At 51.5% G+C, this 25,993-nt stretch carries 28 protein-coding genes; 5 read left to right on the forward strand and 23 right to left on the reverse strand.

The window, feature by feature from the left end; all coding sequences use genetic code 11:
- Nucleotides 1–59 precede the first annotated feature (59 nt).
- From H9626_RS10640 to H9626_RS10675, 8 genes are all read right to left on the reverse strand, one after another.
- Nucleotides 60–2,564, reverse strand: coding sequence for a TraG family conjugative transposon ATPase (locus H9626_RS10640; protein ID WP_004322029.1), 2,505 nt, complete (start codon nucleotides 2,562–2,564; stop codon nucleotides 60–62).
- Nucleotides 2,561–2,896, reverse strand: a complete 336-nt coding sequence (locus H9626_RS10645) for a DUF4133 domain-containing protein (RefSeq protein WP_004322031.1) — start codon at nucleotides 2,894–2,896, stop codon at nucleotides 2,561–2,563. Before H9626_RS10645 ends, H9626_RS10640 begins: the two co-directional genes overlap by 4 nt.
- A gap of 41 nt (nucleotides 2,897–2,937) precedes the next feature.
- On the reverse strand, nucleotides 2,938–3,249 hold the full coding sequence (locus H9626_RS10650; protein WP_004322034.1) for a DUF4134 domain-containing protein: 312 nt from the start codon (nucleotides 3,247–3,249) through the stop codon (nucleotides 2,938–2,940).
- A 175-nt stretch (nucleotides 3,250–3,424) separates the two neighbouring features.
- Complete coding sequence (locus H9626_RS10655) at nucleotides 3,425–3,928, reverse strand: conjugal transfer protein TraD (protein ID WP_225230962.1); 504 nt, start codon at nucleotides 3,926–3,928, stop codon at nucleotides 3,425–3,427.
- Nucleotides 3,929–4,140: 212 nt separating this feature from the next.
- The gene (locus tag H9626_RS10660; protein WP_004322038.1) at nucleotides 4,141–4,494 is read right to left on the reverse strand and encodes a DUF3408 domain-containing protein; all 354 of its coding nucleotides are present in this window, start codon (nucleotides 4,492–4,494) and stop codon (nucleotides 4,141–4,143) included.
- Nucleotides 4,495–4,523: 29 nt separating this feature from the next.
- Nucleotides 4,524–4,934: a DUF3408 domain-containing protein gene (locus tag H9626_RS10665; protein WP_004322040.1), complete on the reverse strand. Its 411-nt coding sequence runs from the start codon at nucleotides 4,932–4,934 to the stop codon at nucleotides 4,524–4,526.
- Nucleotides 4,935–4,938: 4 nt separating this feature from the next.
- A complete protein-coding gene (locus H9626_RS10670) occupies nucleotides 4,939–5,700 on the reverse strand; it encodes a ParA family protein (RefSeq protein WP_004322043.1) in 762 nt (253 codons plus the stop codon).
- A gap of 13 nt (nucleotides 5,701–5,713) precedes the next feature.
- Nucleotides 5,714–6,160, reverse strand: a complete 447-nt coding sequence (locus H9626_RS10675; RefSeq protein ID WP_155143600.1) for a hypothetical protein — start codon at nucleotides 6,158–6,160, stop codon at nucleotides 5,714–5,716.
- A 52-nt stretch (nucleotides 6,161–6,212) separates the two neighbouring features.
- Between H9626_RS10675 and H9626_RS10680 the strand changes: the two genes are divergently transcribed.
- The 5 genes from H9626_RS10680 (at nucleotide 6,213) to mobC (ending at nucleotide 11,194) form a co-directional block, all read left to right on the forward strand.
- Nucleotides 6,213–6,404: a hypothetical protein gene (locus H9626_RS10680; RefSeq protein WP_225230963.1), complete on the forward strand. Its 192-nt coding sequence runs from the start codon at nucleotides 6,213–6,215 to the stop codon at nucleotides 6,402–6,404.
- A gap of 359 nt (nucleotides 6,405–6,763) precedes the next feature.
- Nucleotides 6,764–7,192 carry a hypothetical protein gene (locus H9626_RS10685; RefSeq protein WP_032539464.1) on the forward strand — a complete coding sequence of 143 codons (429 nt, stop codon included), beginning with the start codon at nucleotides 6,764–6,766 and terminating at the stop codon, nucleotides 7,190–7,192.
- 147 nt (nucleotides 7,193–7,339) lie between these two features.
- Nucleotides 7,340–7,786, forward strand: a complete 447-nt coding sequence (mobA, locus tag H9626_RS10690) for a conjugal transfer protein MobA (protein WP_004292808.1) — start codon at nucleotides 7,340–7,342, stop codon at nucleotides 7,784–7,786.
- Nucleotides 7,765–9,012, forward strand: a complete 1,248-nt coding sequence (gene mobB, locus H9626_RS10695) for a conjugal transfer protein MobB (RefSeq protein ID WP_004292807.1) — start codon at nucleotides 7,765–7,767, stop codon at nucleotides 9,010–9,012. The genes mobA and mobB overlap by 22 nt, the downstream gene beginning before the upstream one ends.
- Nucleotides 9,013–9,184: 172 nt before the next feature.
- The gene (gene mobC, locus H9626_RS10700; protein WP_004292806.1) at nucleotides 9,185–11,194 is read left to right on the forward strand and encodes a conjugal transfer protein MobC; all 2,010 of its coding nucleotides are present in this window, start codon (nucleotides 9,185–9,187) and stop codon (nucleotides 11,192–11,194) included.
- Between the two features lie 100 nt (nucleotides 11,195–11,294).
- Here the strand turns inward: mobC and H9626_RS10705 are convergent, their stop codons facing one another.
- The 15 genes from H9626_RS10705 to erm(B) all read right to left on the reverse strand — a co-directional run bounded on the left by H9626_RS10705 (nucleotide 11,295) and on the right by erm(B) (nucleotide 25,980).
- Nucleotides 11,295–12,449, reverse strand: coding sequence for a GNAT family N-acetyltransferase (locus H9626_RS10705; RefSeq protein ID WP_004292804.1), 1,155 nt, complete (start codon nucleotides 12,447–12,449; stop codon nucleotides 11,295–11,297).
- Nucleotide 12,450: 1 nt separating this feature from the next.
- Entirely contained in the window at nucleotides 12,451–13,914 is a 1,464-nt protein-coding gene (locus H9626_RS10710) for an ATP-binding protein (protein ID WP_004292801.1), read from the reverse strand.
- Between the two features lie 163 nt (nucleotides 13,915–14,077).
- Entirely contained in the window at nucleotides 14,078–14,713 is a 636-nt protein-coding gene (locus H9626_RS10715; protein ID WP_004292800.1) for an RteC domain-containing protein, read from the reverse strand.
- Between the two features lie 73 nt (nucleotides 14,714–14,786).
- Nucleotides 14,787–14,954, reverse strand: a complete 168-nt coding sequence (locus H9626_RS14920) for a hypothetical protein (protein WP_008673580.1) — start codon at nucleotides 14,952–14,954, stop codon at nucleotides 14,787–14,789.
- 26 nt (nucleotides 14,955–14,980) lie between these two features.
- Nucleotides 14,981–16,282: a sigma-54-dependent transcriptional regulator gene (locus tag H9626_RS10720; RefSeq protein WP_004292796.1), complete on the reverse strand. Its 1,302-nt coding sequence runs from the start codon at nucleotides 16,280–16,282 to the stop codon at nucleotides 14,981–14,983.
- On the reverse strand, nucleotides 16,270–18,585 hold the full coding sequence (locus H9626_RS10725; RefSeq protein ID WP_004292791.1) for a hybrid sensor histidine kinase/response regulator: 2,316 nt from the start codon (nucleotides 18,583–18,585) through the stop codon (nucleotides 16,270–16,272). Before H9626_RS10725 ends, H9626_RS10720 begins: the two co-directional genes overlap by 13 nt.
- Nucleotides 18,586–19,114: 529 nt before the next feature.
- Nucleotides 19,115–20,317 (reverse strand): beta-sandwich domain-containing protein, encoded by a 1,203-nt coding sequence (locus H9626_RS10730; RefSeq protein ID WP_004292790.1) that lies wholly within the window; start codon nucleotides 20,315–20,317, stop codon nucleotides 19,115–19,117.
- Nucleotides 20,318–20,397: 80 nt separating this feature from the next.
- Nucleotides 20,398–21,162: a YjbH domain-containing protein gene (locus tag H9626_RS10735; protein WP_004322045.1), complete on the reverse strand. Its 765-nt coding sequence runs from the start codon at nucleotides 21,160–21,162 to the stop codon at nucleotides 20,398–20,400.
- Nucleotides 21,159–22,118 carry a hypothetical protein gene (locus tag H9626_RS10740; RefSeq protein ID WP_004292788.1) on the reverse strand — a complete coding sequence of 320 codons (960 nt, stop codon included), beginning with the start codon at nucleotides 22,116–22,118 and terminating at the stop codon, nucleotides 21,159–21,161. The genes H9626_RS10735 and H9626_RS10740 overlap by 4 nt, the downstream gene beginning before the upstream one ends.
- Before the next feature lie 942 nt (nucleotides 22,119–23,060).
- A complete protein-coding gene (locus tag H9626_RS10745) occupies nucleotides 23,061–23,300 on the reverse strand; it encodes an aspartate/glutamate racemase family protein (protein ID WP_071585656.1) in 240 nt (79 codons plus the stop codon).
- Nucleotides 23,297–24,163: a methyltransferase domain-containing protein gene (locus H9626_RS10750; RefSeq protein WP_007857419.1), complete on the reverse strand. Its 867-nt coding sequence runs from the start codon at nucleotides 24,161–24,163 to the stop codon at nucleotides 23,297–23,299. The genes H9626_RS10745 and H9626_RS10750 overlap by 4 nt, the downstream gene beginning before the upstream one ends.
- 1 nt (nucleotide 24,164) lies before the next feature.
- The gene (locus H9626_RS10755; protein WP_000301765.1) at nucleotides 24,165–24,437 is read right to left on the reverse strand and encodes an antitoxin; all 273 of its coding nucleotides are present in this window, start codon (nucleotides 24,435–24,437) and stop codon (nucleotides 24,165–24,167) included.
- Between the two features lie 16 nt (nucleotides 24,438–24,453).
- On the reverse strand, nucleotides 24,454–24,663 hold the full coding sequence (locus H9626_RS10760; protein WP_000527317.1) for a peptide-binding protein: 210 nt from the start codon (nucleotides 24,661–24,663) through the stop codon (nucleotides 24,454–24,456).
- Between the two features lie 155 nt (nucleotides 24,664–24,818).
- Nucleotides 24,819–25,097: a topoisomerase C-terminal repeat-containing protein gene (locus H9626_RS15110; RefSeq protein WP_074118312.1), complete on the reverse strand. Its 279-nt coding sequence runs from the start codon at nucleotides 25,095–25,097 to the stop codon at nucleotides 24,819–24,821.
- Nucleotides 25,098–25,242: 145 nt separating this feature from the next.
- Complete coding sequence (gene erm(B), locus H9626_RS10770) at nucleotides 25,243–25,980, reverse strand: 23S rRNA (adenine(2058)-N(6))-methyltransferase Erm(B) (RefSeq protein ID WP_191710480.1); 738 nt, start codon at nucleotides 25,978–25,980, stop codon at nucleotides 25,243–25,245.
- Nucleotides 25,981–25,993: the final 13 nt, after the last annotated feature.

The following is a 25,993-nucleotide window of genomic DNA, read 5'->3' on the forward strand; positions in this document are numbered from 1 at the left end:
TTATATGCCGTATAAGGTGGCCTCAAACGCCGTCTGTGGTCGGGTGATGTTTCCATCGGTTACTTTTCTTCGTCCATACGTTTCTCCGCAATCTGCCGTATGGCGGCTTCCATGTCGCTGCCCAGCTTCCCCGCCAGTTCGCGGACTTCCATCTTCTCCGTTTCCTCCGTTGTATAGGCAAGGTATTCGTGTATGGACACCTCCGTGGCGTACACCGCCGACTGTGTGCCGCCTAAGCCTATCCACACCTCCTTGTATCGTCTGGACGAATCGTTGGACTGGTTGATGGAAAGTATCTGCGACTTCTCCTTTTCCGTCAGCCCCAGCAATCCCTGTATCTGGTCGAAGCGGTTCATGAACTTCCGCTGGTCGAGCAGTATCTTGCAGTCCGAGTTGTTGATGATGGACTCCTTGACGATGGGCGAGCTGATGATGTCGTCCACCTCCTGCGTCACCACTATTGCCTCGCCGAAATACTTTCTGACCGTCTTATAAAGATACTTTACATAGGAAGCCATATTCGCCGAAGCAATCGCCTTCCAAGCCTCTTCAATTATTATCATCTTTCTGATACCTTGCAGACGGCGCATCTTGTTGATGAACAACTCCATAATGATGATTGTCGTAACCGGGAACAAGATGGCGTGCTCTTTTATCTGGTCGATTTCAAAGACGATGAACCGCTTGTGTAGCAAGTCCAGTTCCTTGTCCGAATTAAGCAGGTAATTATATTCACCGCCCTTGTAGTACGGCTCCAGCACATTCAGGAAACTGGCAATGTCAAAGTCCTTTTCACGCACTTTCTTATCTTCCAATACCTTGCGATAATCCGTGTCTATAAACTCGTAGAACGTGTTGAAGCATGGGACAATGCTGTTGTCTTCCTTAATACGTCCTATGTACTGCGACACGGCATTGGAAAGTGCAACCTCCTCCGCACGGGTAGCAGGCTCATTGTCCTTCTTCCACAGCGTCAGCAACAAAGTCTTGATACTTTCCCTCTTTTCGATGTCATACACCTTGTCCTCCGTGTAGAACGGATTAAAGGAAATCGGGTTGTCCTCCGTATAGGTATAATAAACCCCGTCCTTTCCCTTGGTCTTGCGGTGTATCATCTCGCACAGCCCTTGGTAGGAGTTGCCCGTATCGACCAGCACCACATGGGAGCCTTGCTCATAGTATTGTCTGACCAGATGGTTCATGAAGAACGATTTGCCGCTGCCCGAAGGACCCAATACGAACTTGTTGCGGTTGGTCGTCACGCCGCGCTTCATCGGCAGGTCGGAGATGTCGATGTGCAGGGGCTTGCCGCTGATGCGGTCCGCCATGCGGATGCCGAAGGCGGACGGAGAGTCCTTGTAGTTGGTCTCGCCCGCGAAGAGGCACACCGCCTGCTCTATGAACGTGTGGAACGACTCTTCCGCCGGGAAGTCCGCCGCGTTGCCGGGGATGCCCGCCCAGAACAGCGTCGGGCAGTCCGTCGTGTTGTGGCGCGGCACACAGCCCATGCTTGCCATCTGGCTGCCCACGTCGTTCTTGATGCGTTTCAGCTCCTCCGCGTCGTCGCTCCACGCCATCACGTTGAAGTGGGCGCGGACGGACTTCAGCCCCTGCGAGTGCGCTTCGTTCAGGTATTCTTCAATCCACTCGCGGTTGATGGCGTTCTGGCGGCTGTACCGGGAGAGCGACTGCATGTTCCTCGCCGTTTTCTCGAAGCGGCGCAGTTCCTCGTCGCTGTTGCCGATGAAGACATACTGGTTGTAGATGTGGTTGCAGGGCAGCAGCAGTCCCAGCGGCGCGGCGAAGGACAGGCGGCAGTCCGAGCGGTCGGTGGACAGCCTTTCGTAACGGCAGTCCGTGGCCACCGCTGCGGGCAGGTCCTCCGTGTCCGACAGGGTGTGCAGGCACAGGCGGTTGTCGCCGACGCGCATTTCCCTTGCCGTCATCTCGATGTCCTCCAGACAGTCCGCGTTGCCCAGCGACAGGGCGAAGTACCTGCCTATGATGCCCGTCTCCTTGTCCGTGCCTGTAAGCTCGTCATCGGAGAGGCGGCGCAATTTGATATGCCCCGAATCGTTCAGGATACGCGCGAACTGCTCCACCGCCTCGATGAACTTCACCGCCGTCTCCTTGTCCTGTATTTCTTTCGGTACGATATGCCCCCGGCACAGCGTATTCCAGTTGCTCTGCTGCCTCATGCGCTCCTTCGTAGTCTTCGTCAGGAACAGGTAGCACTTGTGGTGCAGGAACGGGCGCTCGTTGAAGTGCATCTCGTAGCTGCGGGCGAGGAAGCCCATGCCCTCCTTGCCGAGGTCGGGGCGGTACCGTTCCTTCACGTACCAGTCTTGCTTGTGCAGCACCGAATGGTCGGGCAGTACCTTGATTGCCTTGCACCACGTGGCGTGGATGCCCTCGTATTCCTCCGCCGTGACGGTATAGACCTCCGGAAGCTCCACCTCGAAGGCGGCGGTGATGTCCGCGTCTTTCGAGACGATGCACCCGTGTTCCACCGAAAGCAGGGGGAAGCGGCTTTCCAGCGTGGTGGCTTTCATGATGTTTCTCATACGTTTCTTCCTTTCTTCTTTTTTCGTCTTAACAGATTGGACACCCGTCTGCGGTGGAGCACATGGCGTGGGCGCATCCGTGCCGCGCCCAACTTCATCAGCCCGTGTTCGCCGTACTTCGCGTTCAGCCGGAACGTGAGCCACACGAGCGACGAGGCGGATACCGCGCCGAAGCCGATGCAGAGCCACTGGCCCGCGCCTGCCATGTAGAGGATGATGAAGAGGATGAAGGCGGCGAGCAGCCCGCCCGCGAACAGGAACAGGTACTGCGCCTTCAGGCCCTTGAACTCCACCGGACGGCCGATGCCCTTGTTGATGGGGTACTCAGCCATTGTCCTTATACCTTATTATATATGTATAGGATACCCGTTTGTTAGAGGAAGAACGAGCGCAGGATGGTCGCGCTTACAATCAGGAAGATACACGCGCCGAACCAGCTTGCGGCGGTCTTCGAGGTGTCGGGGTCGCCGGCGCTGAATTTGCCGTACACCTTGATGCCTCCGATAAGCCCGACGACCGCGCCGATGGCGTAGATGAGTTTCGTCGCCGGGTCAAAGTAGGAAGTGACCATGCTGGTGGCTTCGGTGATGCCCGCCATGCCGTTGCCTTGCGCGAAAACTTGGATGTTGGCAGCCAGCAGGAGGGCCGCGAGGATGATTTGCTTTTTCTTCAATGTCTTTGTCATAATCTTTTCTGTTTTGTGCCTCCGGGTTGGATGTTCCCATTGGCGGTTGATACTTGTTTTAATTCTTGCGGCTTTGGATGAAGCCGGCTTTTGGGATTTAGTGGTCTCGGTGGCAAGCCGATGGTTTAGCCGTAGTCGATTTTCTTTTTTCGCATTGCTGTTACGTTTTTACTTGTTATACATAGTCGCGGATGTTGAAGTCCTCGAAGTTGTCCGGAACTGCGGGCGCTTTCTTGGGCATAATCACCGGTGTAGTGTTTGCCTGCGCCGCCGACACGGAGTCCAGATAGTAGTCCATCAGCTCGTCCAGTTTCCTGCGGGTCGCTTCCGAACTCTTTTCTATCATCGCGAACAGTTCGTTGCCCTTCATGTCGCAGAACACCATTCCGGCGTGACGGCGTTCCTCTTTCGTGGCTTTCGGTTTCTTCACCGTCCGCATGGCAAGGTCGATGTCCTCGAAGGTCATGCCTCCCGCTTCATGAGGCTCGCCGTCATCATCTCCGTCTTCGTCATATTCCGCCCCGATGTCGGAAACACGCTTGTCGGCAAACACCTCGTCCAGTTCCTCGTCGGGCACTTGGCGCGACGGCCTGGCTCCCGAAAGCCGGCTATTGGGGGAGGCAGTTTCATCGTCAAAGGCCACGTCCTTCTCGTCCACCTCCTCGCCGGGGGCTTGCACGGTGGCATTGGACATCGGTGCAGCAGCCTGCGGTTTTCGTTCAGGCATCCGGAACAGGCTTTTCCCCATGATGTCGCCGGACCTTTCCGGTGCGCCCACATCCTTTTCCTTGTCCTCCTTGGGTACGTTTTCTTCCCGGCGTTCCCAAGTCAGGTAGATGACCATCCATAGGTTGAAGGCCATCATCAGCACGATGAGCAGCTCGGCCATCGTCAGAGCGGTTGCGAGGTTTCACGGCGTAACAGGGCATTGATGTCGTCCCCATAGGTTTGCAAGTGCTCTTCCAGCACATTCTCGATGTACCCGCCAATGGTGCTGCCGTTCCCGCCCAGTGTCCGCACAATGCGGGACAGCTTCCCGTGCATCTCACGGCTGAGGTAAATGCACTGGCGGTGCGCTCCTTGTCTGGGCGTCAGATAGCGGAGGAACACCGCCGCTTTTTCTAATTGGGTGTCGTCCACAATGTGGATGACTACGTCCGCCTTTTCCAGATTGTTCACTTGGGGAGTGTCCGCCTTCGGGTTGCCATTCCCCTTCTTTTTCATTCTCGAATTGAAAAATCCCATCTTGTTTTCGTTTTTTAGGGTGAATAAAATCAATAAATGTCCTCGTAATTTTTCTTGTAAAGTCGGCGGATCACTTCCTCGTATTCGCGGAAGTGCTGCTCCAGCACACGGTCCACATAGACCGACAACGTAAGCCCGTTCTTCCCGATGACCTGCACGATACGCTGTATCCGCTCGTGGTAGCTTTTGCGGATGTAGGCGGTCTTGCCCGAACACACGGGGATTCTCGGTGCATGGAGGAAGCGTTCCAGGTATTCCTCTTCCTTTTCCGTGGCATCCTTGCCCACCTTTGCTTTCGGTTTTTCCGCCAGCCTGGCCTCCTTTGCGGAAGTGTTGCCATCTGTTCCGAGGCTCCCCGGGGAGGCGGGCGCGGGCATTTCCGGACGGAACGAATCCAGGAACTTGCCGGGGTCAATATCGACATCGAGTTTCTTGGCCATCGGTTCAACGCTTTACGATGCCGAGTATTTCTTCCGCGAGGGCATCGATGCCGCTCCCTTTCGCCAATGCCTTGTCCGGCGGCAGCAGCGTGGAGCGGAAAAACGGGCGGTCGCCTTCCTCAGAGCCTTCCTTGCGGAAACGCTTGCTGTCGGGCAGACTGGTGTCCAGCACTTCAAGCCCCATCCCGGCTATCACCTTGTCATAGATGTCGTACAGGTCGGTCTTCTCGCGCTTGTCCACCATGTTCCACAAGAGGCGGATGCCCTTGATGTTCGACTTGCCGGTAGTGATCAGCGTGTCGTTGATGACGCCCGCGTACTTCAGCGAGCTTTCCATGATGAAACGGTCTGCGGCTATCGGGCAGAAGATGTAGTCCATCGTCGCTACTGTCCGGATCAGGTCGAGGTTGTTCACCGTACCCGTCAGGTCGAAGAAGATGAAGTCGGGCGGTGTCGCCGACTCGACAAATGGCCTGACCGTTTCAATCGCGTTGCCGGGACGGCTCCCCACAATCGGGTAGGCGCGTTTGCCGATGCGCTTGAACTGCTCGTATGCCAGCTTGCGCAGGTACGGGTTGCGCTCGATACTTTTCAAGTCGCGTTCGCGCATGTCCTTGATGCTGAACTGGGGATAGTCGCAGTCCACGACCGCCACGTCATATCCCTTCACGTAATACAGGTAACTCGCCATCAGTACGGTGAGTGTCGTTTTGCCTGCTCCTCCCTTCTGGGTGGAGAAGGCGATGAACAAAGGTTCTTTTTTCATGCTTTCTTCTTTTTTATTTGTTAGACATCCGTTTCTTGGTCCGGTCGGCAGCCATCCGCCCGGTAAGCGAGCAGGCAGTCCGGCATCCCTCCCGGTATGCCTGTTCCCATCCATGCCTGTGTGCCGGCAGGCAAGCATAAGGGCAGGCATACCGACCATTCCGCCTGCAAAGGAAAATGACTTTCGCCAAGGTTGTGTCTCTTTGCTGTTGCGTGGCAGCATTTGGCGTTGTCGTGGCAGCTTGTGGCGTTCTTTGGCCACCCTTTCCACCGCTTTTCCTGGCGTTTGGCCCATTGAAACGGCATCCGCCCTTTGCCTTTCCACCAAGCCTTTGCCTGTATGCCTGTGTGCCGGCAGGCACAAGGGCTGGCGGACTGGCAGGCAGGTTGGCAAGGATGTCAGCCCGGAAGCAGGCAGGCGTGCCGACCGTTTCGCCTGCAAAGGAAAGGGGCTTTCTCAAAGGTTGTATCCTTTTGCCGTTGCGTGGCAGCATTTGGCGTTGTCGTGGCAGCTTGTGGCGTTCTTTACCCGGCCTTATCGCCACTCATCTTGCGTTTGGCTTGTGGCCGTTATTTGGCATTTTCACCATTCCGATGCCTGTATGCCAGCGTGCCGGCAGGCAGGCACAAGGGCAAGCAGACTGGCAGGCAGGTGAACTGGCAGGCGGGCAAGAATGCCTGCCACCTGGCAAGGAAGAATGCTAGCTTGTAGGTTCGCAGGCATATTGGCCACAAATAGGTAGAACTTTTTCTATTGTGGCCAATGTGGACTCATGAACATCTTAATTCATTCCTACCAATCGCTTTCCAATAGTTTTCTTGCTTGGCTGATTTTCGCTCTTTGGCATTTCAGCACTCCAATGCCTGTATGCCGGCAGGCAGGCACAAGGGCAAGCAGACTGGCAGGCAGGTGAGCAGGCTGGCGGGCAAGAATGCTTGCGGATTCGCAAACATATTGACTACAAACATGAAGAACTCTTTTTCACTTGTGCTAAATGTAGTCTCGTGGACATCTTAGCACATTCCTCCATCGCTTTCCAACAGTTTCTTTGTTTGGCTGGTTTATGCTCTTTGGCATTTCCCCGCTCCAATGCCTGTATGCCAGCGTGCCGGCAGGCAGGCACAAGGGCAAGCAGACTGACAGGCAGGCAGGTGAACTGGCAGGCGGGCAAGAATGCCTTCCGGTTCGCAAATCTGAAAACGGACAGGCAGGCAACTATGTTTTTTTCACTTGCGTGGCAGCATTTGGCGCTGTCGTGGCAGCTTGTGGCGTTTTTGAGCCGTATTTCAGACTTGGAAAACACCCTACCTTTGCACCCAAGCGGCAGGGCAAAGCCGAAAGCGCGCACCGCAGACCCCGGCTCCGTCCTTCTTTTGGGCAGCAGAAAGGTATCGGGCGACCGATGCCTTATAAATGGGTAATGGCAGGTCTATCCCCAATCCGTTTACCACGGATTTTTGTGTCCTCAAAGACACAGCAAGGTGTCCTTTGAGTAACTCAAAGGGTTTCGGGTTACTCCCGAAACGACCTTGCCCCTCACGGGGAGGGCTTCCTCTCCGAAGTCGGGAAGCCTGTTTCCACCTGCGGTGCGGTTGCCGAAGCTACGCTTATGCCGTGACACCACTAAATCCATTGTAATATGAACGAGAACAAGAAAAAGAACGGGACTGACAGTCCCAAGTGGGGGCGGCATCCACGGGAAAGCCGCAAGTCGCACTGCGTGATGGTGCGTTTCGACGACGGGGAATGGCTCAGGTTCCTCGCTATGCACGGCAAGTCCGGCGTGGAGGCGAGGGCGGTGTTCCTGAAGGCGCACTTCTTCGGACAGCCGTTCCGGGTACTGGTCACGGACAAGACGCTGCTCGACTACTGCACGAAGCTGTCCGCTTTCCATGCGCAGTACCGCATGGTGGGGAACAACTATAACCAGACGGTCAAGGAGCTGCGCTGCCATTTCTCGGAGAAAAAGGCGATGGCATTGCTCTACAAGCTGGAGCAATGCACGAAGGAACTGGCCGCAATCACGCGGCAGGTCGTTGAACTTTCAAGGGAGTTTCAGGAAAGATGGTCGCAAAAATCACGGTAGGCACGTCGCTGTACGGGGCGTTGGCTTACAACGGCATGAAAGTGAACGAGGGCGAGGGGAAGCTGCTCGCCGGGAACAAGGTCTTCGACGATGGCAGCGGACGGGTGGACATCGCCCGTGCCGAACAGGATTTCAAACGGTACATGCCGGAGAACGTCCGCACACGGAACAAGGTCATCCATATCTCCCTTAATCCGCATCCCGACGACCGCCTGACGGACATGGAGATGGAAAGTCTCGCGCGGGAGTATCTGGAGAAGCTGGGCTACGGCGACCAGCCTTATCTAATTTTCAAACATGAGGACATCAACCGCCACCACCTGCATATCGTCTCCGTCAATGTGGACGAGAATGGCAGGCGGTTGAACAAGGATTTCATCCATCGCCGCAGCAAGCGCATCACCACGGAGCTGGAACGCAAGTACGGTCTGCACCCCGCCGACCGCAGGCAGCACCGTAACGACAATTCCTTGCGCAAGGTGGATGCCTCGCAGGGAGACGTGAAGCGTCAGGTGTCGAACACCGTCAAGGCGGTGATGGCTACCTACAAGTTCCGGACAATGGGCGAATACCGCGCCTTGCTCTCCCTCTACAACGTCACTGTGGAGGAAGCCCGTGGCATGGTGAACGGACGCGAGTATCACGGACTGGTCTATTCCGCCACCGATGATGGCGGGAACAAGGTCGGCAATCCCTTCAAGGCATCCTGCATCGGGAAGTCCGTCGGCTATGAAGCCGTGCTGCGCAGGTTTGAGTATCCCAATGCCCAAATCCGCGACAAGCGTCTGGCGGACATGACGCGCAAGACCGTCGCTGCCGTATTGGACAGGACGTACCGCAAGGATGAATTTGTCGCCCTGCTCAAAGCGAAGGGCGTGGATGTGGTGTTCCGCCACACGGACGGGGGGCGCATCTACGGGGCGACCTTCATCGACCACCGCACGGGCTGTGTGCTGAACGGCTCCCGGCTGGGCAGGGAATTTTCCGCCAACGCCTTGCAGGAGCACTTCACTTTGCCGTATGCGGACACGCCGCCGATGCCGTTCACCCTTACACGGGACGAACCGCAGGCGGAAGCCCATACCTATGTGGAACACGGCGAGAGCCATTCCACGGGCTTGGGCTTGCTTGGCGGCGACGCATCGGGCGCACAGGCGGAAGAAGCCGCCTTCGAGCGCGAACTCAAACGCAAGCGGAAGAAACGCCGGAAGGGTTTGGGATTATAAATTATCCGTCCGCAGGGCATCCAAGCAAAGGTCAGACCTTTGGCTATCTAAGGTCAGACCTTTGGTAGCCTCACCTCGGACTTGAGATAGGCTCAGGTCGGACTTGAGGTATGCTTATGTCCGGGGAAAGCCTTGCGGACATATTGTTCAACTTAAAAACAGAAACAGATTTATGTCACAACAGGAAGACGATTTGAGGGCGTTGGCGAAAATCATGGACTTTCTCCGCGCCGTGAGCATTATTCTGGTGGTCGTCCACCTCTATTGGTACGGGTATGAAGCCGTAAGGCTGTGGGGCATCGACATCGGTGTCGTGGACCGGGTGCTGGTCAATTTCGACCGCACCGCCGGACTGTTCCACCATATCCTTTACACAAAACTTTTTGCGCTGTTGCTATTGGCTCTCTCTTGCTTGGGTACAAAGGGCGTGAAGGAGGAAAAAATCACGTGGGGCAGGATTTGGACGGTGCTTGCCGCAGGGCTGGCCCTGTTCTTCCTGAACTGGTGGATGCTCTCCCTGCCGCTGCCCGTGGAAGCCAACGTAGCCTTCTATGCCGCTTCGATGGCGGCGGGCTATGTCTGCCTCCTGATGTCCGGCACGTGGATGAGCCGCCTCTTGCGCACCAACCTCATGGATGACGTGTTCAACGTGGAAAACGAGAGCTTCATGCAGGAGACGCGCCTCATGGAGAACGAGTATTCGGTGAACCTGCCTACGCGCTTCTATTACAGGAAGAAGTGGAACGACGGGTACATCAACGTGGTAAACCCGTTCCGCGCTTCCATCGTATTGGGCACTCCGGGCAGCGGAAAGTCGTATGCCGTGGTAAACAGCTTTATCAAGCAGATGATTGAAAAATCTTACTCGATGTACATCTATGACTTCAAGTTCAGCGACCTTTCCACCATCGCTTACAACCACCTGATGAACCACGGCGACGGCTACAAGGTCAAGCCGAAGTTCTACGTCATTAACTTCGACGACCCGCGCCGGAGCCACCGCTGCAATCCCATTCACCCGGATTTCATGGAGGACATCACCGATGCCTACGAAAGTGCCTATACCATTTTATTAAATTTGAACAAAACTTGGGTGCAAAAGCAAGGCGACTTCTTCGTGGAGAGTCCGATTATACTTTTTGCCAGTATTATCTGGTTTTTACGGATTTATCAGGATGGAAAGTATTGCACCTTCCCACACGCCATTGAGTTGCTGAACAGACGTTATGAGGATGTTTTCCCTATTCTCACCAGCTATCCGGAGTTGGAAAACTATCTTTCGCCCTTTATGGACGCTTGGCAGGGAGGTGCAGCCGAGCAGTTGATGGGGCAAATCGCATCAGCGAAGATACCGCTCTCGCGCATGATTTCCCCACAGCTTTATTGGGTCATGTCAGACAGTGAGTTTACGTTGGATATTAACAACCCGGATGAGCCTAAGATTCTCTGCGTCGGCAATAATCCCGACCGTCAGAACATCTACGGCGCGGCGTTGGGTCTGTACAATTCCCGAATTGTCAAGCTCATTAACAAGAAGGGCAAGCTGAAGTCGGCGGTAATCATCGACGAGCTGCCTACGATTTACTTCAAGGGATTGGATAATCTTATCGCCACTGCCCGAAGCAACAAGGTGGCGGTCTGCCTCGGCTTTCAGGACTTTTCGCAGTTGAAACGCGATTATGGGGACAAAGAAGCGGCGGTCGTGATGAACACGGTGGGAAACATCTTTTCGGGTCAAGTCGTTGGTGAGACCGCCAAAACGCTTTCCGAGCGTTTCGGCAAAATCTTGCAGAAGCGGCAGAGCGTCACCATCAACCGGGAGGACAAGTCCACCTCCATCAACACGCAGATGGAGAGCCTGATACCCGCGAGCAAGATTTCCACGCTGACGCAGGGCATGTTCGTGGGCGCGGTGGCCGACAACTTCAACGAGCGCATCGAGCAGAAAATCTTTCATTGCGAGATTGTGGTGGACGTGGAGAAGGTGAAGCGCGAGGAACAGGCTTACAAGCCCATCCCCGTCATCACGGACTTCACCGATGCCGACGGCAACGACCGCATGAAGGAAATGATACAGGAGAACTACAACCGCATCAAGGCGGAAGTGCGGCAGATTGTCGCCGACGAGTTGCAGCGCATCCAGTCCGACCCGGAACTGCAACACCTCTTGCAGGGCAAGTAAAAACGCCATAGGCGAAAAAAGGAAAATCCTTAACTTGGCTGGATGTTCAGACCGGGTTAAGGATTGTCCTTTTCTCGTTGATTGACAATTGAAATGAAAATTACTGCATTGGTTTCTCCGTTTTATACAGCAGATGGGGCATTTCTTTTCCATTGTATATAATGGTATGGCTGCCGCAAGGTTTCATGGCAATGGCTTCCGCCACACGGATGGAGGACGTGTTTTCGGGACGGATGCTGCAATAGACCTCTTGCAAGCCCAGTTTCTCGAAAGCGTACCGCAGGCATCTTCGGGCGGCTTCCGTGGCATAGCCGTTGTGCCAATACGCATTGTCCAGGATGTAGCCGAGTTCCACCGCTTCATTCCCGTTTATCACGCTTTTCATCAGCCCGGCCTGTCCGATAAGTTTGCCCCCGTCTTTCAACACAAGGGCGAAATACCCGTAGCCGTCCTTGCGGTAACGGGAGAACTGGCGGTTCACCCATTGGCGCACCTCCTTCTTGTCAAAGCCGTGTTCCCATGCGTACATGACTTCCGACTTGCCCATGAGGGCGAGCAACGCGCCCGTGTCCTTGCGGGTGATTTTGCGGATGACGAGCCGTTCCGTTTCCATGATCGTGAGCGACTCGGCGTAGGTCTTTATCTCCAAGCCGTCGTCTTTCCACTCCTTGACCATCTTCCGGACGGTATCATCCACCAGCCTGCGGTAGGCGTCATCGGGAACGGCTTTCAAGTAAAACGTGTCATTGGTTTCCTTCAACACCCAATCGGCTATGTCCTGCAAGTCCTTCCCTTCGGGGATATAGTCCTTGTGTATCATGTACTCGTTGATGTTGTCCTCCAGTAGTTCCTCCATGGCGGTACGGGTGTCTTCCTCCAATTCCGAAAACGGGGTTTCCGCTACCTGAAAAATGTCGTTGTTCCATTCATCCGCTTCTTCATCGTCCTCTTCCGGCACAAAAACGCCCCGTTTCATGTCCAGCATCTCCTGCGCGAATTTTCCCGACTCCCTGTCCTTGTACTTCTTGGCATATTTTTCCAGCAGTTCCCAGTCCTGCCGCCTCATGGGGAAGCGGAACGCGGCGCGTTCCACCTCGTTGCAGCGCATCATGTCCGCCTGTTCGTCCTTTGGAAGCGACTGGCATTCCTTGCAGATGTGCAGCGCGTGTCCTCTGCCCGAGAAGCTCTCGTTGGACTTGTGGCAGCCGCATACCTTGCAGTAGTGTCCGCCGTGTTTCCTTTTCTTCTTCACCATGTTACTCACCCCTTTCCAGCAAAGCCTTTCCTTGTTCGGTGAGCCTGTATTTCTGCTTGGGATGTTTCGGCTGGTCAGGATAGAGCGGTTCCACCAATCCGGCTTCCATAGACGGGTTAAGGTAATTGCCCAAGAAATTCTCCCTGTCCTTCAGTTCCATCATTCCCATCATTTCTTTCAGCGAGCAAGTGTGTTCCCCTATCAGTTCAATGAGCCGGACGATGCTTGTCGGGTACTTGTCGGGTGCTTGTCGGGTACTTGTCGGATGCTTGTCGGATGCTTGTCCAGCCGTTTCCATCTCATAGCGGAATACCACCCATACGGAACTCCCGTCCGTGTGGAATTCCGGGTCGGGTATGCCGGCACGGCGGCACTCGTCTATCATCAGGCTGATGCCGCGACCCCAGCTTTCCAGCAACTCGCTTTTGTAAAGCACGTTGGCTATGATGAGGTTGGGCGGCTCTGAACTGTGTCCGCCAAGCAGTTTTTCAAGGGTCATGTCGGGAGGGAACGCGCCGCTGCTCTCTATTTCCACGCGGTCGTCATAAATGGCGATGCCCACCGAACCGCCCGGACGGTGGTAGGCTCTGTGACAAAAGGCGTTGATGCAACATTCCCTCAATGCCTTGTAAGGTATGCTCAGCTTTTCTTCACGGTACAGCCCCTCTATTTTACCCGACAAGGACAGGTGCTTGAAAAAAAACGACATGGCAGCGTCCAATAGCGCGTAGATGTTCCCTTGCTGTCTTTGGTTGTCTATGAATTCCTCTTTGCTTGTGCCTCTGAACCTTGCCATTCGCAACAGGCATTGGGGATAGTCGTACAGATTGCGCCCGAACAGTACGGCGGCGGCATTGTTCAGCTTCCCGTCATGCAACAGGTCGAATTTTTCAAGGATGGCGGGTATTTCTTCGCGAATGGTGGTTTCCGGCAGGCGTCCGCAGTTGATTCCGGCGCGTACCGCACCGATGATGACATTCTCGTCGAGGTCGCTGATTTGCAGGTCGGGGTTGGGGATTGCCTCCCAACTGTATTTGCCGCCCCTTTGCATCAGCAGGTGGTTGTACTTGTCCTGCGGCATGACAGACGTCACGCTTTCTATCCGCTGGTAAGCCCTGCCTTTATATGTGAACGGACGCATATAGCGTTGTTCCTCAGCATATAAGGCAATGACCTGTTTGTCCGTGTCGGGAATGTTTGCGTATGAGACCGTTATCGTGGCAAACGGCTCGAATAGGCGGATGGCTTCCGCAATTTCCCGTTTCGTCTTGTCGCTCACTTCCTGACCGGTGATTTTCCCGTTGTCAGCCACGCCGAACAGTACCGTACCGCCCTCGCCGTTGAGGAAGGCGCACAGTGTCTCCATGCCGCGCTCCAACTGCCCGGTGATCAGCTTGTATTCTGTCCGTCCCCCTTCATCGCCGGAGGCCAGTTTGCGTATGTCGTCTATATTGGTTATATTCATGCGTAATCGTTTGGAGGGCAAAAATAATCATTTGACCGACAGATACGAAATTTTGGAGCATTTTCTTGCAAATTGTCATTGCTAGAACAGGAAAAAGAAACCGGGAGCAAGGGGCTTCTACCCATACACCTTGTTCCCGGTCATGAATCAGACAGAAAAACTTTCATCTCTTGCGTGCCCGTTCCCGCTCATCGTCTTTCACGATTCGCTCGTTCAGCTTTTCGGAAGCCCGGTCGAAGAAATAGGTACGGCTGTCATTTTTCCGACGACGGATATCCACATAGGCGTTGTAGCACTGACTGGGCTTCAACTCCATGCCGAAGAATCGGGAGAAATGGACCATCAGTTCCTGGATACCGGTTTCTCCGCCGTTGATACATTTCAGGGTGTCGAGCCCGTACAATAATTCCACTAGGTCGGATATGCTGCCTGTCCAACATATCGGAGGGGCATCAGAAGGAGGGGCGCCGGTTTTCTCGCCGGTAAACATGTGGGAGGGCGGCAACGGATGGTATTCCCGGGCAAGGAACCGTAGCATCTTGCGCACAAAGGCAAGGGCCTTGTGTACATGCAGATTCAGTTCGCTCTCATGGCTCCTGCCTTGCAGGGCCTCATGGTATTGCAGCTCCGTTTCCGCATAGCTCAGGGCGTGTACCGGATGTCCGCTTTCGGGCGGGATGAGACAGAGTTGGATGACCCTTTGTGTAAACTCATCGTAGGCCGTGCGTAACCCGGTGCGGCTGTCGGGATTGCTTATCAGACGGAAAAACTCGGTTTCCGTCAAGGTGAGATGTTCCATTTGTTCCTAATTTTTTGTTTTTACTCGGATGAAATGTGCGCACATACATCCATAGGAGCAAATGATAGTCCAATTACAATGTTATGGTGATGAACTTGTATGCAATTTCTTGCAAATCAAGCTCTTGGCAGACGAAAATTTGTTTTAAGGAAGAATAGGCAGCCTCCTTCCCGTGTCCGACTTCCGGACAGGTGTCCGTTTTTCGTACACAGTACCGCCCTTTCTTTCCGCTTTTTTCCATTCCGTTTCGTCCTTTCCCCTGCCATGTCACCTCTTCGTCTGAATCCCATACAGGTCCATTTTCTCGTACAGCGTGCTCCGGCTTATGCCCAGCAGTCTGGCGGCCTCTTTCCGATTATGCCCGGCCTTTTCCAAAGCCTGGCATATCCGCTTCTTTTCCATGCATTCCCCTTTCAAGGCAATGTCAGGATCGGAAGGCTTTCCGGACTCATCCAAGTTCAATTCTTCCGCCGTCACCAATTCCCCTTGGGCAAAAAGCACGGCGGATTGGACCGCCTGTTTCAGTTCCCGTACGTTTCCCGGCCAGTCATGGGCCAGCAACCGTTTCTTCGCCTCCGCATCGAAACCTTTTACCTGTCTGCCATGCTCTTGGTTGTAAAGTTCCCGGAAGAATTCAGCAAGCGGCAGGATGTCTTCCGGGCATTCCCTGAGCGGGGGTACTTTCACGGTGTACTCACTCAATCGGAAATACAGGTCCCGGCGGAAACGCCTTTCCGATATGGCTTCTTCCAGATTCTCGTTCGTTGCGGTGATGATGCGCACGTTGGCTTTCCTGTCTTTTGTGCCGCCGACAGGACGGTAACGCCTGTCCTGTATGGCGCAGAGCAGCATCTGCTGTACGCCGAGGGGAAGGTTGCCTATCTCATCCAGGAACAACGTTCCTCCCTCGGCTTCCGACCAATAGCCTTCCTTGCGCCCGACCGCCCCGGTAAAAGCCCCTTTTTCATGCCCAAACAAGGCGGAAGCGGCCAGACTTTCGGATAACAGCCCGCAGTCCACTGTCACGAACGGTTTGTCCGCACGGTCGCTTTGGGCATGTATCTTTTCAGCGATATGTTTCTTTCCTGTACCGTTCTCACCCCGAACCATCACGCAGATGTCGGCTTTGGCTAGGACGTGGAGACGTCCGAATACTTTCTGGTAGGCTTCGCTCTCCCTTATGAACAGGGGTTCCTCATGGAATGACTGCCTTTTCTGCAAGTCTTGGAGCATGGCGGGAAGCTGGCTGGTCAGCAGTTTCTTGGGGATATAGTCTTCCGCTCCGGATTTCATGGAACGCACGGCGGTAGGCACTTCCGCATAATCCGTCATGATGACGTAGGGATTGTGCTTCCCCTCGCGGCGCAGTTCTTCAAGCAACAGGATGCCGTCACCGTCAGGCAACCGGAGGTCGGCAAGCACGATGTCGTCATCTTCCAGCATTGAAAACAGTTTCCGGGCACCGGTGCAATCGGAGGTACTGACTGTCCGGTATCCGTTTTCTTCCAAAAAATTGCAGACATACCTGCTGTACACAAGGTTGTCTTCCACTACGATTATCTTTCCCATTTCTTCATCTCCTTTCTGGCGGCTTCTATGATGGTTTCTCCTTGTTCCAACACGGCACGGGCTGCATAGGCGACTTCTTCGTCCGAGTACGGTTCCTTGTGGATGGCTTCGTGCAACTTCTGCAAGGGGCGTTCCGTCCGTATCACCATCCATGAGCTCCTCAAATGGTGTACCCAGCTGTTCAAGGCTGTCAAGTCTTTCCTTTCGGATGCCTTCCGGACTTCCTCTATCTCTTTCTCCGTTTCGGCAATCAGCTGCTCCAATGTTTTCCGCTTGTCGCCGAAAGCCAACAGGGCGGAGAAGTCCGGCTGCCGGTTCCCTCTTTCACGGATGCAGTGCCGTGTCGCCTCCATCAGTTCGTCTATGGAAAACGGCTTGGGAAGCAATCCGGAAAATCCGGCTTCTTTCAGTTCCTCCTCCGATACATAGCCGGCCGCAGTAGCTGCCACGATGGGAAGTTCACGGGAATTGCCGATGTCGGACATGCGCAGCAGTTCCAGAATCTCGTAGCCGTTCGCTTCCGGCATTCTCAAGTCTGTTATCAACAGGTCATAATCCTTGCTCCGTATCCTGTCGGTCAGCTCGGCCAACGTAAGGCAGTTGTCGCATGAAACGCCACATTGAAGGTACATCTCGCGCATCAGGCGGAGCGTCACCGGGTCGTTGTCTATGGCCAGCACGGAACATCCGGCCAGTGAAGGACGGACATCCATTGACTTCTCTTCTTCCGGTACTTCTTCGGCTTTCGGCAGCGGCAGGACAACGGTGAAGCGGCTTCCTATGCCAGGTTTGCTCTGTACGGAAGCAGAACCCTGCATCAGCTGTACGAGATTGGTCACAATGGCAAGGCCCAGCCCGAAGCCGTCCTGAGTCACAGCATTGCCCAGACGTTCGAAGGGGGCGAAAATCTGTTCCTGCTTTTCTTCCGGGATGCCCGTCCCGGTATCCTGCACGTACAGGATGAAGTTGCCGTCCTTATAGTCCGTGCAGAGTGTAATGCGACCGCTGCGGGTAAACTTGACCGCATTGGAGAGCAGGTTGCTTCCGATGCGCAATATGCGCTCCTTATCGCCTCCCAGCACTTCTGTCGTCTGGTTGTCAGTCACGAATTCGATTCCTTTGGCTTCAGCCAAAGGGGCGAACTCCGTTTCCAACACAGTTGCTATTGACTCGGAGCGGAATGGACGGATATGCAGCTTTTCTTTATGGATCTCCAGCCTGAAAAATTCCAGCAGCTCGGTGGTCATGGAAGCCATGCGGCTGGCAGATTCACGCACGGTTAATATGTGGCGTACCCGGTCTTCCAGGGCTTCATCCCGGAGCAGGAGTTCTGCATTGCCGCTTATCGCCGTCAGGGCCGTGCGCATTTCATGGCTGACAGTCTGCATCAGGTTGTGACGGAATTGCAGCAATTGCCGGTTCTTCTCATTGCTCGCCTGCAATTCGCCGATAAGTTCTTCGCGTTTCTTTTTTTCGCCATGATTGCGGCGGATTTCCCGGTGGATGGCGATGTGGAACAGGATTAAAAGGAGGATGGCGGTGGACAAGGTAGAGGTGAGCAGGAGCGTGGAACGGCTTTGCGCTTCCATTATCTTATGCTCACGCTGAAAGAAGGCTTCCTGCACTTGCCTGTCCAGATTCTTGATGAGGTGGTTCAGCCGGGCGTTCAATGCCAGATTGCGGGCGTACAGGCTGTCGGCACTGGTTTCCATATCCTCCGTCCCTTCCTGCTGCATGGCAATCAGGCTGTCACTGAATGCGTGCAGTTCTCCGGCGGAAGGCAAAACCCGGACGGTTTTCTTGGCGCCCAACGCTCCCAGTATATTGTCCCTTCTTTTCCTCACGGTGCGTATGCGGGTGGCACGTTCCGCCACTTTGGGCAGATGGTGGACAAGCAGACTGTCAGCAGCATCCTGTATCCCGATGGCTTCCACGACACGGAACAAGTGCATTTCCTTGTCGGCAAGCAGGTGCCGGAGCGTGTCTATCTGTTCGGGACGTACATGCTGCCTGCACCGGGGCTTCAAGGCCAGCAGCAGGCTGTCTGTGGACAGCCGTTTCTGGCGATAGTTTGCCGTATCTGCATTTTCTTGGCTGATCAGGCTCTCGCCCAGCAGGGAAAGCTCGGTGATGTGAAGGTGTGCGGCATGGATGTCATTCCGTACCGATTGCAGGTCATGCACTTCGAAATCTATCTCCCGCATCCGGCTACGCTCACGAAAGAGGATAACCACCATTCCGACTATGGCGGCCAGCAACAGGAAGTTCCCGGCATATATCTTTTGTGTCAAGGATACTTTCATTGCTAGTCATATTATCCGTAGTGCATTCTCTCATCAGAATGTGCTACCTCGTTTATGGGCAAAAATAGAAATTATCAACCACAATCCATGCGACCGGTTCAGAGTTTATGAATAATTATTTTTTTAGAACGATTCAAAACAAATTGAGCCGCACCATGACGGGTGTTTGATTGTAAAATAGTCATTGGGATTATGCAAGCGTAACGCAGGCATCCGAACGAACGGATATTACAACATCCGGCAAGAGTGCAGACAATGCAAAATGCACAGAGAGTCTGATAGACAATGCAACTACTTGCATACAGGTACAACAAAACAATGGCGACTACAACATTTGGGTTCATAGTTGCAGTCGCCATTTCACATGCAAAGGTTGTACCTGTGGTTCCCGAAAACTTACGATTTCTTTCCTGCTTCGGATACAGCTACAAAAATAGCCGTCCTGATTCCGGGCGGCTATTATAACTACTTGCAGGTAATTGCAGACAGTGCTTTTTAATATATCTGTCTACAAGGTGAGAAACAACAATCAATTGTCACTCGTCCCTCCATTATGGTTTCTGTTGTAAGAGGTTGTCACGACTGCCACATCACCGTATTGTCTTCCACTGACGGAACGGTTCAATGCGGAGACGGTCAAAGTGGTCACTTGTTGAGTACCTGCCACGTGCAAGGCCGTACCGACGGGCAAGGTCACATTGATGGGGTAAGTTCCCGTAGCCGTAGTGACACCTGCGCCGGCAATGCGGGCCAGAATCTCAATCAGGTAAGCGGTTATCCGACTGGTCCCGGACGAAGTGATTTCCGTTCCGATGTGATAAGTGAACGAGGCCGAACCAACGGTCATGTCACCCGATCCATACAGGTTGTCCCACAGGTCTTGTTCAAAGGCCAACGGCGTGCTTGTGGAGGAAGAAGTCACATCCGCTCCAAAGAGCAACGTATAGGAAGTGAACTGGTCGGCAAACACGATTACTTGTCCGCCTTCTACAGTATATTCTGCATCCACCCATTGCCCGTTCACGTATTTCTGTGCCGTGATGGATTGCGCCACTTCCGCATCCACATCGTAAGCCAATTCGATGGGACTTGAAAGCGTGGCGTTCGCATCGGTGCAAGCCACGCTTGTACCAATCAGCATGACGCTTTCGGCAGCACGGGAAGTGGCACGGGTATTGGCTTCGGCTTCATCCAGCGTGTAAAGCGGGGTAACCACGATGGAACTTCCCGCAGGCAATTCCGCCGTCTCGGGTACGGTGACAGCCACTGTGACCGCGCCCTCGTCATTGCCTTCGATGGTCTCTGAAGTCACGTTGGCCTCCGTATCGCCGTTGGCGGCTACTTCAATGGTCGTGCCTTCATTGGGCAATGACACGTTCCATACGACATTGGCTCCGCTTCCGCTTTCTGCAACGGTGACGGTTGTTTCCTTGGACTGTTTCCCCGGAGCGGAAGCCGTCAGGGTATAACTTCCGGCATCCACATCGTCAAAAGTGAACGTGCCATCTGCGCCGGTCTGTGTCGATTCGCCGTTCATGCTCACGGTAGCCGAAAGGCCGTTGCCGTCCATGCCGGTGACACGCCCGCTGATACTGTGCGATACGGACACCGTGGGCGGCGTCACGTTGCTGTAATCCGGATCATCGTCACTGCACCCTACGAAACTGGTGCACAAAGCCACACTAAGGAATGCGAACATTCCCCATCTTGATAGATTTCTAAGATTTTCCATTTCTAAAAATAATTAAACGATTAAATTAGGTTATTTTGAAATTCTGTATTCTAGTAGTTATATCCGTATTGTTTGTGTCTTCAATCAGGGTGGGTCTTGCCCAACAGGTTTAACTTGAAACACAGGCCACCTGTGAAATGTTTCCCATTCTGCAAGGTTGCCTGCAAAAAGAGGTGTTTCCACAACAAACAGTCTGCGCCGATGTTGATATCGTCACCGGTATATTCTATCGTTGCCCGAAGGTTTCTGGCAAAGGACGGGCGATAGGTGATACCGGCGGCTATGCCCCGCCATTTGGCATTGAAATCCGATGTAAAATAGCGGTAGGTCAAATGAAAACCAAATTCATTCCGCCTGTACATGACGTGTTTGCTGGCGGCTATATAATAATTCTGGAAGTAGTCGTTGACCGGATATTTGCCTTCGGCATAGGACTCGTTCACCTTGCTGCCGGGATCCTGGGTGCCTATGGCAATTGCAGGCCACCATTTGCCTTCTTTCAGCGGACGCACTTTCAGGTGAAAGTACCGGTCTTTCTTATTATGTCCGACATGGCCATCGTTGTCAATCCCCTTCAGTATGGTACAGACATACGCTATTTCTATCCAAGGGAAGGGGGTGATGGCCAGAAAATGGTTGGTCGTGTTGAATTTCTCTCCTTCATACTGGTAGGTGTCAGGAAGAAATTCCTGATTCAGGAAGAAGAAACCGATACGGGCTTCTCCCTCTGTCGCCATTTCCGCCGTGGGCACGTGGATCATGCCGGTAACGCCCGAATACTCTTGCGCCCTCAATATCGGAATGCAGCCCATCACGACAAGGAGGCCAATCAATAATCTTCTCATTTCCGCCCTCCTTCCTTTTCCGAGAAGTCCGGCTTCATGGTGTTGCTGCCCCATTGCAGGGCATTGCGGTCAAACCAGCCCTCGCGTTCGTTCTCCTCCGGGTCGGTCGTGTACATTTTGTTGGCATAGGCGTCACCTTCCATACTGTATGTCAGGCGGAAATTAGAAGCCGGACGGAAATTGACAGTGCGCCGTTTCCGCTTGTAAGGCGGTATCATCATCACCACCTTAAAACCGGCATTCTTGCCGCCCTCGTTGCTATACTCGCCGTACAATCCGACCGTACAGTGGTTGAAATGCCGCATGGCTTCAACTATGGCTCCATAATCTTCATAGAGGAAACGTCCGCCCCTTGCGCGGAACTGCGTATTCCATTTGTTCAGATAGACATCGGTGCCCAGCAAGGCGGTAATCCGTTTGGGGGTACTTGCTTCCCAGTCCACTGCCATTGAACAATAGCCGGTTAATCCAGCCTGCACTTCCAATGCCAACCAGCGGTTTACGACATACATCCCTTTCAAGTCCAATCCATACCGCTCCCTGCCGAACAAGCCGCCGCTTGCTTTCAGGAACCACCGGGATCGCCAATGCGCCTCTTTAGATAACACCGCCATGTTCAACCGTACTTTCTTGTATCGGTCGCCATAGTCGTTATACACCGGCACTAATGCCTGTGCTGCCGCCTGCCACCCCTTGCCCATGTTCCATTTCACACCGGGAGTCAGATTCAGCAAAATCTCATATATTTTCCCATTGTGAAACAAATCCCGGTAGTTGAAATCCGCCCCTACAAATATATCTACCTGACCAGCGGGTATGGACGGCTGTGCAATTATGGATGAATACCCATAAAAGACCAGCATGAATAGCAAAATGAACAGTTTCTTGCTTATTCTCTCGTAAGCTTTCATTTTTTCATATACGCTCGTAATTGTTTTATTGTTAATTGATGTCATAGTTCATATCCCGGTCATCTTTCATCTGATACCTTTTACCACATTTTCTACGAAACGCAAGTTTCTCTTCATCCTTTTAACCCAATGTGAGCCATCCTGATTTTACTCTAAGATGGCTCACATTGAAACGACACTCGCACAAAGTGCCTTTCAGTCTTTCACCAGAAAAGAGGTGAAAGGTTTATTTTTCCCAATCATTTATTCACACTTTCATTAGTCCAAATATAATCCTTCATGATAAAACTTTGTTTTAGCTTCCACCTTAGGTCAGTTTACAAGGAACTACACGCAGACCGTGAAACGGGCTGCTGACAACAAACGGCGGTATGCTCCCGGAGAGGGCAGCATACCGCCTGTTTTGTTGTCTAGGGTTTCCAAAGGGGTGCCCCCTTTGGCACACGACTTTGCTTGCAAAGTGTAGTGTGTTATACCTGCTGGCGTGGCTGACAGAGGAAACGGGGTGCGGTGCTTCTTGCACCCCGTTTGCTCCGGCAGGAAAACAGGCTGAATTTTTGCGAATGGGAATGAGCAAAAAATCGGCCTGTTTTCAGAGAACGGCGGCAGGTATATGAAAGCCCCCGTCCCTCGTCCTTCGCTCCGACTTGTGGACAAAGTGTCCCGAAGTGTGGCCACACTCCCGGAAAAGTAGCAGGACAGCAGGCAACCGTCAAGGCTGAAATGAACGGGTTTGCACCCGGCCTTGACCGCCGCCCGCCGTTCCGCTGAATGGGTGAACAAGGCGGCCAATCCTCAAAGTGCTTGACCGCTCTCTTTTTGATTTTGGAGCATTTCTTTTCCCAAAATTGAAATGGGCGGGGAAACCATTTTAGGGCTTTCCCGCCTTGATTACCCTTTAGCAAAGACGGGCGGGGCTGTCAACGGCGGCGCATGAAATGCGCCGTTCATCTTGACCGTTGACTGGCTCGGCTGGCTTTGCTATTTTTATCGAATTGCATATTGGTAAATTGCATTGATATGTACTTGGGTTGTATTCACGATTGGCACATTAACATCTTCGGGCTTTATGGCAAGTGGCAGCTCCGTACAGGCGAGAATGAGTGCATCTACATTTTCTTTTTCAATGTATTTATTTGCCAGTGCAATCATTTTCTCTTTATCACTAGGAATTACTATGCCATTCTCTAAATTGGGGTATATCAGTTTTCCTAATAGAGATATTATTTTTTCGCTATCGCCTTTACAAGTAACATCATCGGGCGGCGAAGTTCATCTTCCATACCCGGAATATCCATCATCTCTTTAGGCGGTTCTGCTTCCTCTACAACTTTAAGCTCAAACCCATTGTTCAGCAATCCCATTATAATCTGTGTAAGTGTGTGATGTTGTTTTACTACATCACATCCTAAAAAATGTGTATTTCGTTCTCCTGTTATAAAGTAATTATCAATCGCCCAATATTGCGGTTTCCCATCATCTGTATAAATCCAATCCTGCCCAACTCCTGCGGTAAAAACAGGGTGTTCGATATTAAAAAGAAAAATTCCACCTGGTTTTAATGTCCTATACACTTTTTGAAATATTTCCACTATGTCCTCTATATAGTGCAGAGCTAAATTAGATATAACACAATCCCATTCATTTTCTGGATAGTCATATTCCTCTAATCCGCTAATACGATATTCAATTTGATTTCCTGAATTGCGCTTTTGGGCTTCCTCAATCATTTTCTTACTTAAATCGATCCCTAATATTTTTGTAGCTCCTTGTTCTTCTGCGAACTTGCAGTGCCAGCCATATCCGCACCCCAAGTCAAGAACAGATTTTCCTTCTAACGAAGGAAACAAAGGTTTTAATTGATGCCATTCACCAGCAGCTTTTAACCCCTCTTTATCAATGACAATAACATTCCCTTGTGTTTCTTCAAGAATTGCTGATCGCAAACTCGTTTTCCCTGACCCTGGTTGCCCACCAAGTAAAAAAGCGGTTGGCGATTCAACCGCTTTTTTTCCTTGAACCAATTCTTCTAAATTATCATTTAAGCGATTTTCAAATTGTTTGTCAGTAAAATTGACTATATTTGCCATATTAAGCCACTTTCTCTTTATTCAAAACTTGTTTTGAATAGCGATTCATTGACCGCCAATACTCATGAACGGCTTGTAATTCTTCTAAAGAATAATCAAAAAGATTTACACGTTTTGCAAGCTTTAATTGGTTTAATAAATTGACTTCCAATAATTGAGAGTCATTTTTATTTAATTCATGATTCAAAACATAGTTTAATACTCGATTATAAACGCTTGCCGATAATTCGTTAATGATCTCTATTTCAAATGTTTTTTCATAAGTAACTGCCATTTCATTTTCACTCCTTTTAAAGTTTGTCAGGTAAATATTTCCGAATATATTCTTCTAAGGCTTTATCCATAACTTCTTTTACGTTTCCGCCATTCTTTGCTGTTTCGATTTTTATAATATGGTGCAAGTCAGCACGAACACGAACCGTCTTATCCCCCATAATATCTTTTTTTGCACTGATTGGTGTATCATTTCGTTTTGCTTTTTGTGCGCCTAAATTTCCCACAACCACTCACTTCTTTCTATTTCTTCTTACTCTTATTTTATCATCAACAATCACAAATCACAAGTGATTTGTGATTAATCACTTGTGATTTGTGATTCTATTCTTTTTCGTTTTCTAATTGAATGATTCGCTCAAGCATTTCAAAAAATACGTTCTCATACATAGATAAAATCAATATATCCCTTTTCTCCGATTTTTACAACGGCATTGTAGGACTTTCTATCTTTCGTTTTGATTCCTTTTACCAGGGTTTCTTTTCCCTCTAGTAATTCTTTTACATTTGTTTTGGTGAGTTTTTTCTTTCTAAAATGTTCAGCTAAAGTGAAGGTACATTCAGGATAATTTGAACAACCATAAAACGATTTTTTTAATACAATATTGTTGCCACACTTAGGACATTTTCCTACAAGGGGTCCCGAGCGCTTAGTGGGAATTTGTACCCCTTATCGATACAAATTCCCCGTAGGCGCTAGGGACCTCTTTAGCTCCTTGGAAGCTGTCAGTAGTATACCTAATAATTTATCTACATTCCCTTTAGTAACGTGTAACTTTCCAAATTTACAAAAGCGACTCATAGAATTATTTCCTCCCGTTAAATAATAGATAACTATTAAAAATAGACAATACTTGCTCATAAGTAACGGTACTTAAATTGTTTACTTTGGCGTGTTTCATTGCTTGATGAAACTGATTTTTAGTAAACAGTTGACGATATTCTCGATTGACCCATTTTGAAACAAAGTACGTATATAGCTTCCAATATTTATCTGGAACATCTGTGGTATGGCGGGTAAGTTTTATTAAGACACTGTTTACTTTTGGTTTAGGATGAAAGCATTCCGCTGGCAGCTTAAGCAATTGCTGAATCGAGACTTGAGTGTGCAAGAGCAACCCTAGTGTTCGGTGAATATCCAAGGTACCCTTGTAGAATCCTTCTGCAACAATCAGATAGATGTCAGACGCATGGCTTTCAAAAACCACTTTTTTAATAATTTGTGTGCTTAAATTGTAAGGAATACTCCCAACAATTTTATACCTCTGTTTGTTAGGGAATTGAAACTGTAGAATATCTTGGTGAATTAAAGTGACACGAGTATTCAGTTTTAATTTTTCTGACGATAAGTTGAATAGATGACTGTCTAATTCAATAGACGTTACCTGTTTACTTATTTTAGCCAGTTTCGTCGTTAAATGCCCTTTACCTGTTCCAATTTCGTAAACGGTATCGGTTTCTTTTAAATTCAATTGTTTTATTATTTGGTTGAGTACTTTTTCACTCGTTAAAAAGTTTTGAGAATATTTTATATTTTTGTTCATGTAATCACTCCTT

Source organism: Phocaeicola faecium (assembly GCF_014837055.1).
Classification (GTDB): Bacteria; Bacteroidota; Bacteroidia; order Bacteroidales; family Bacteroidaceae; genus Phocaeicola; species Phocaeicola gallinarum.

Excerpts from the sequence above, each read along its gene's own strand:
- H9626_RS10715 (WP_004292800.1), bottom strand. The coding sequence starts at position 14,713 with ATGGAACATCTCACCTTGACGGAAACCGAGTTTTTCCGTCTGATAAGC.
- H9626_RS10660 (WP_004322038.1), bottom strand. The coding sequence starts at position 4,494 with ATGGGATTTTTCAATTCGAGAATGAAAAAGAAGGGGAATGGCAACCCG.
- H9626_RS10710 (WP_004292801.1), bottom strand. The coding sequence starts at position 13,914 with ATGAATATAACCAATATAGACGACATACGCAAACTGGCCTCCGGCGAT.
- mobB (WP_004292807.1), top strand. The coding sequence starts at position 7,765 with ATGGTCGCAAAAATCACGGTAGGCACGTCGCTGTACGGGGCGTTGGCT.
- mobC (WP_004292806.1), top strand. The coding sequence starts at position 9,185 with ATGTCACAACAGGAAGACGATTTGAGGGCGTTGGCGAAAATCATGGAC.
- H9626_RS10670 (WP_004322043.1), bottom strand. The coding sequence starts at position 5,700 with ATGAAAAAAGAACCTTTGTTCATCGCCTTCTCCACCCAGAAGGGAGGA.
- mobA (WP_004292808.1), top strand. The coding sequence starts at position 7,340 with ATGAACGAGAACAAGAAAAAGAACGGGACTGACAGTCCCAAGTGGGGG.
- H9626_RS14920 (WP_008673580.1), bottom strand. The coding sequence starts at position 14,954 with ATGGAAAAAAGCGGAAAGAAAGGGCGGTACTGTGTACGAAAAACGGAC.
- H9626_RS10665 (WP_004322040.1), bottom strand. The coding sequence starts at position 4,934 with ATGGCCAAGAAACTCGATGTCGATATTGACCCCGGCAAGTTCCTGGAT.
- H9626_RS10750 (WP_007857419.1), bottom strand. The coding sequence starts at position 24,163 with ATGGCAAATATAGTCAATTTTACTGACAAACAATTTGAAAATCGCTTA.
- H9626_RS10645 (WP_004322031.1), bottom strand. The coding sequence starts at position 2,896 with ATGGCTGAGTACCCCATCAACAAGGGCATCGGCCGTCCGGTGGAGTTC.
- H9626_RS10740 (WP_004292788.1), bottom strand. The coding sequence starts at position 22,118 with ATGACATCAATTAACAATAAAACAATTACGAGCGTATATGAAAAAATG.
- H9626_RS10650 (WP_004322034.1), bottom strand. The coding sequence starts at position 3,249 with ATGACAAAGACATTGAAGAAAAAGCAAATCATCCTCGCGGCCCTCCTG.
- H9626_RS10685 (WP_032539464.1), top strand. The coding sequence starts at position 6,764 with ATGCTCTTTGGCATTTCCCCGCTCCAATGCCTGTATGCCAGCGTGCCG.
- H9626_RS10755 (WP_000301765.1), bottom strand. The coding sequence starts at position 24,437 with ATGGCAGTTACTTATGAAAAAACATTTGAAATAGAGATCATTAACGAA.
- H9626_RS10720 (WP_004292796.1), bottom strand. The coding sequence starts at position 16,282 with ATGGGAAAGATAATCGTAGTGGAAGACAACCTTGTGTACAGCAGGTAT.
- H9626_RS10725 (WP_004292791.1), bottom strand. The coding sequence starts at position 18,585 with ATGAAAGTATCCTTGACACAAAAGATATATGCCGGGAACTTCCTGTTG.
- H9626_RS10730 (WP_004292790.1), bottom strand. The coding sequence starts at position 20,317 with ATGGAAAATCTTAGAAATCTATCAAGATGGGGAATGTTCGCATTCCTT.
- H9626_RS10735 (WP_004322045.1), bottom strand. The coding sequence starts at position 21,162 with ATGAGAAGATTATTGATTGGCCTCCTTGTCGTGATGGGCTGCATTCCG.
- H9626_RS10705 (WP_004292804.1), bottom strand. The coding sequence starts at position 12,449 with ATGGTGAAGAAGAAAAGGAAACACGGCGGACACTACTGCAAGGTATGC.
- H9626_RS10640 (WP_004322029.1), bottom strand. The coding sequence starts at position 2,564 with ATGAGAAACATCATGAAAGCCACCACGCTGGAAAGCCGCTTCCCCCTG.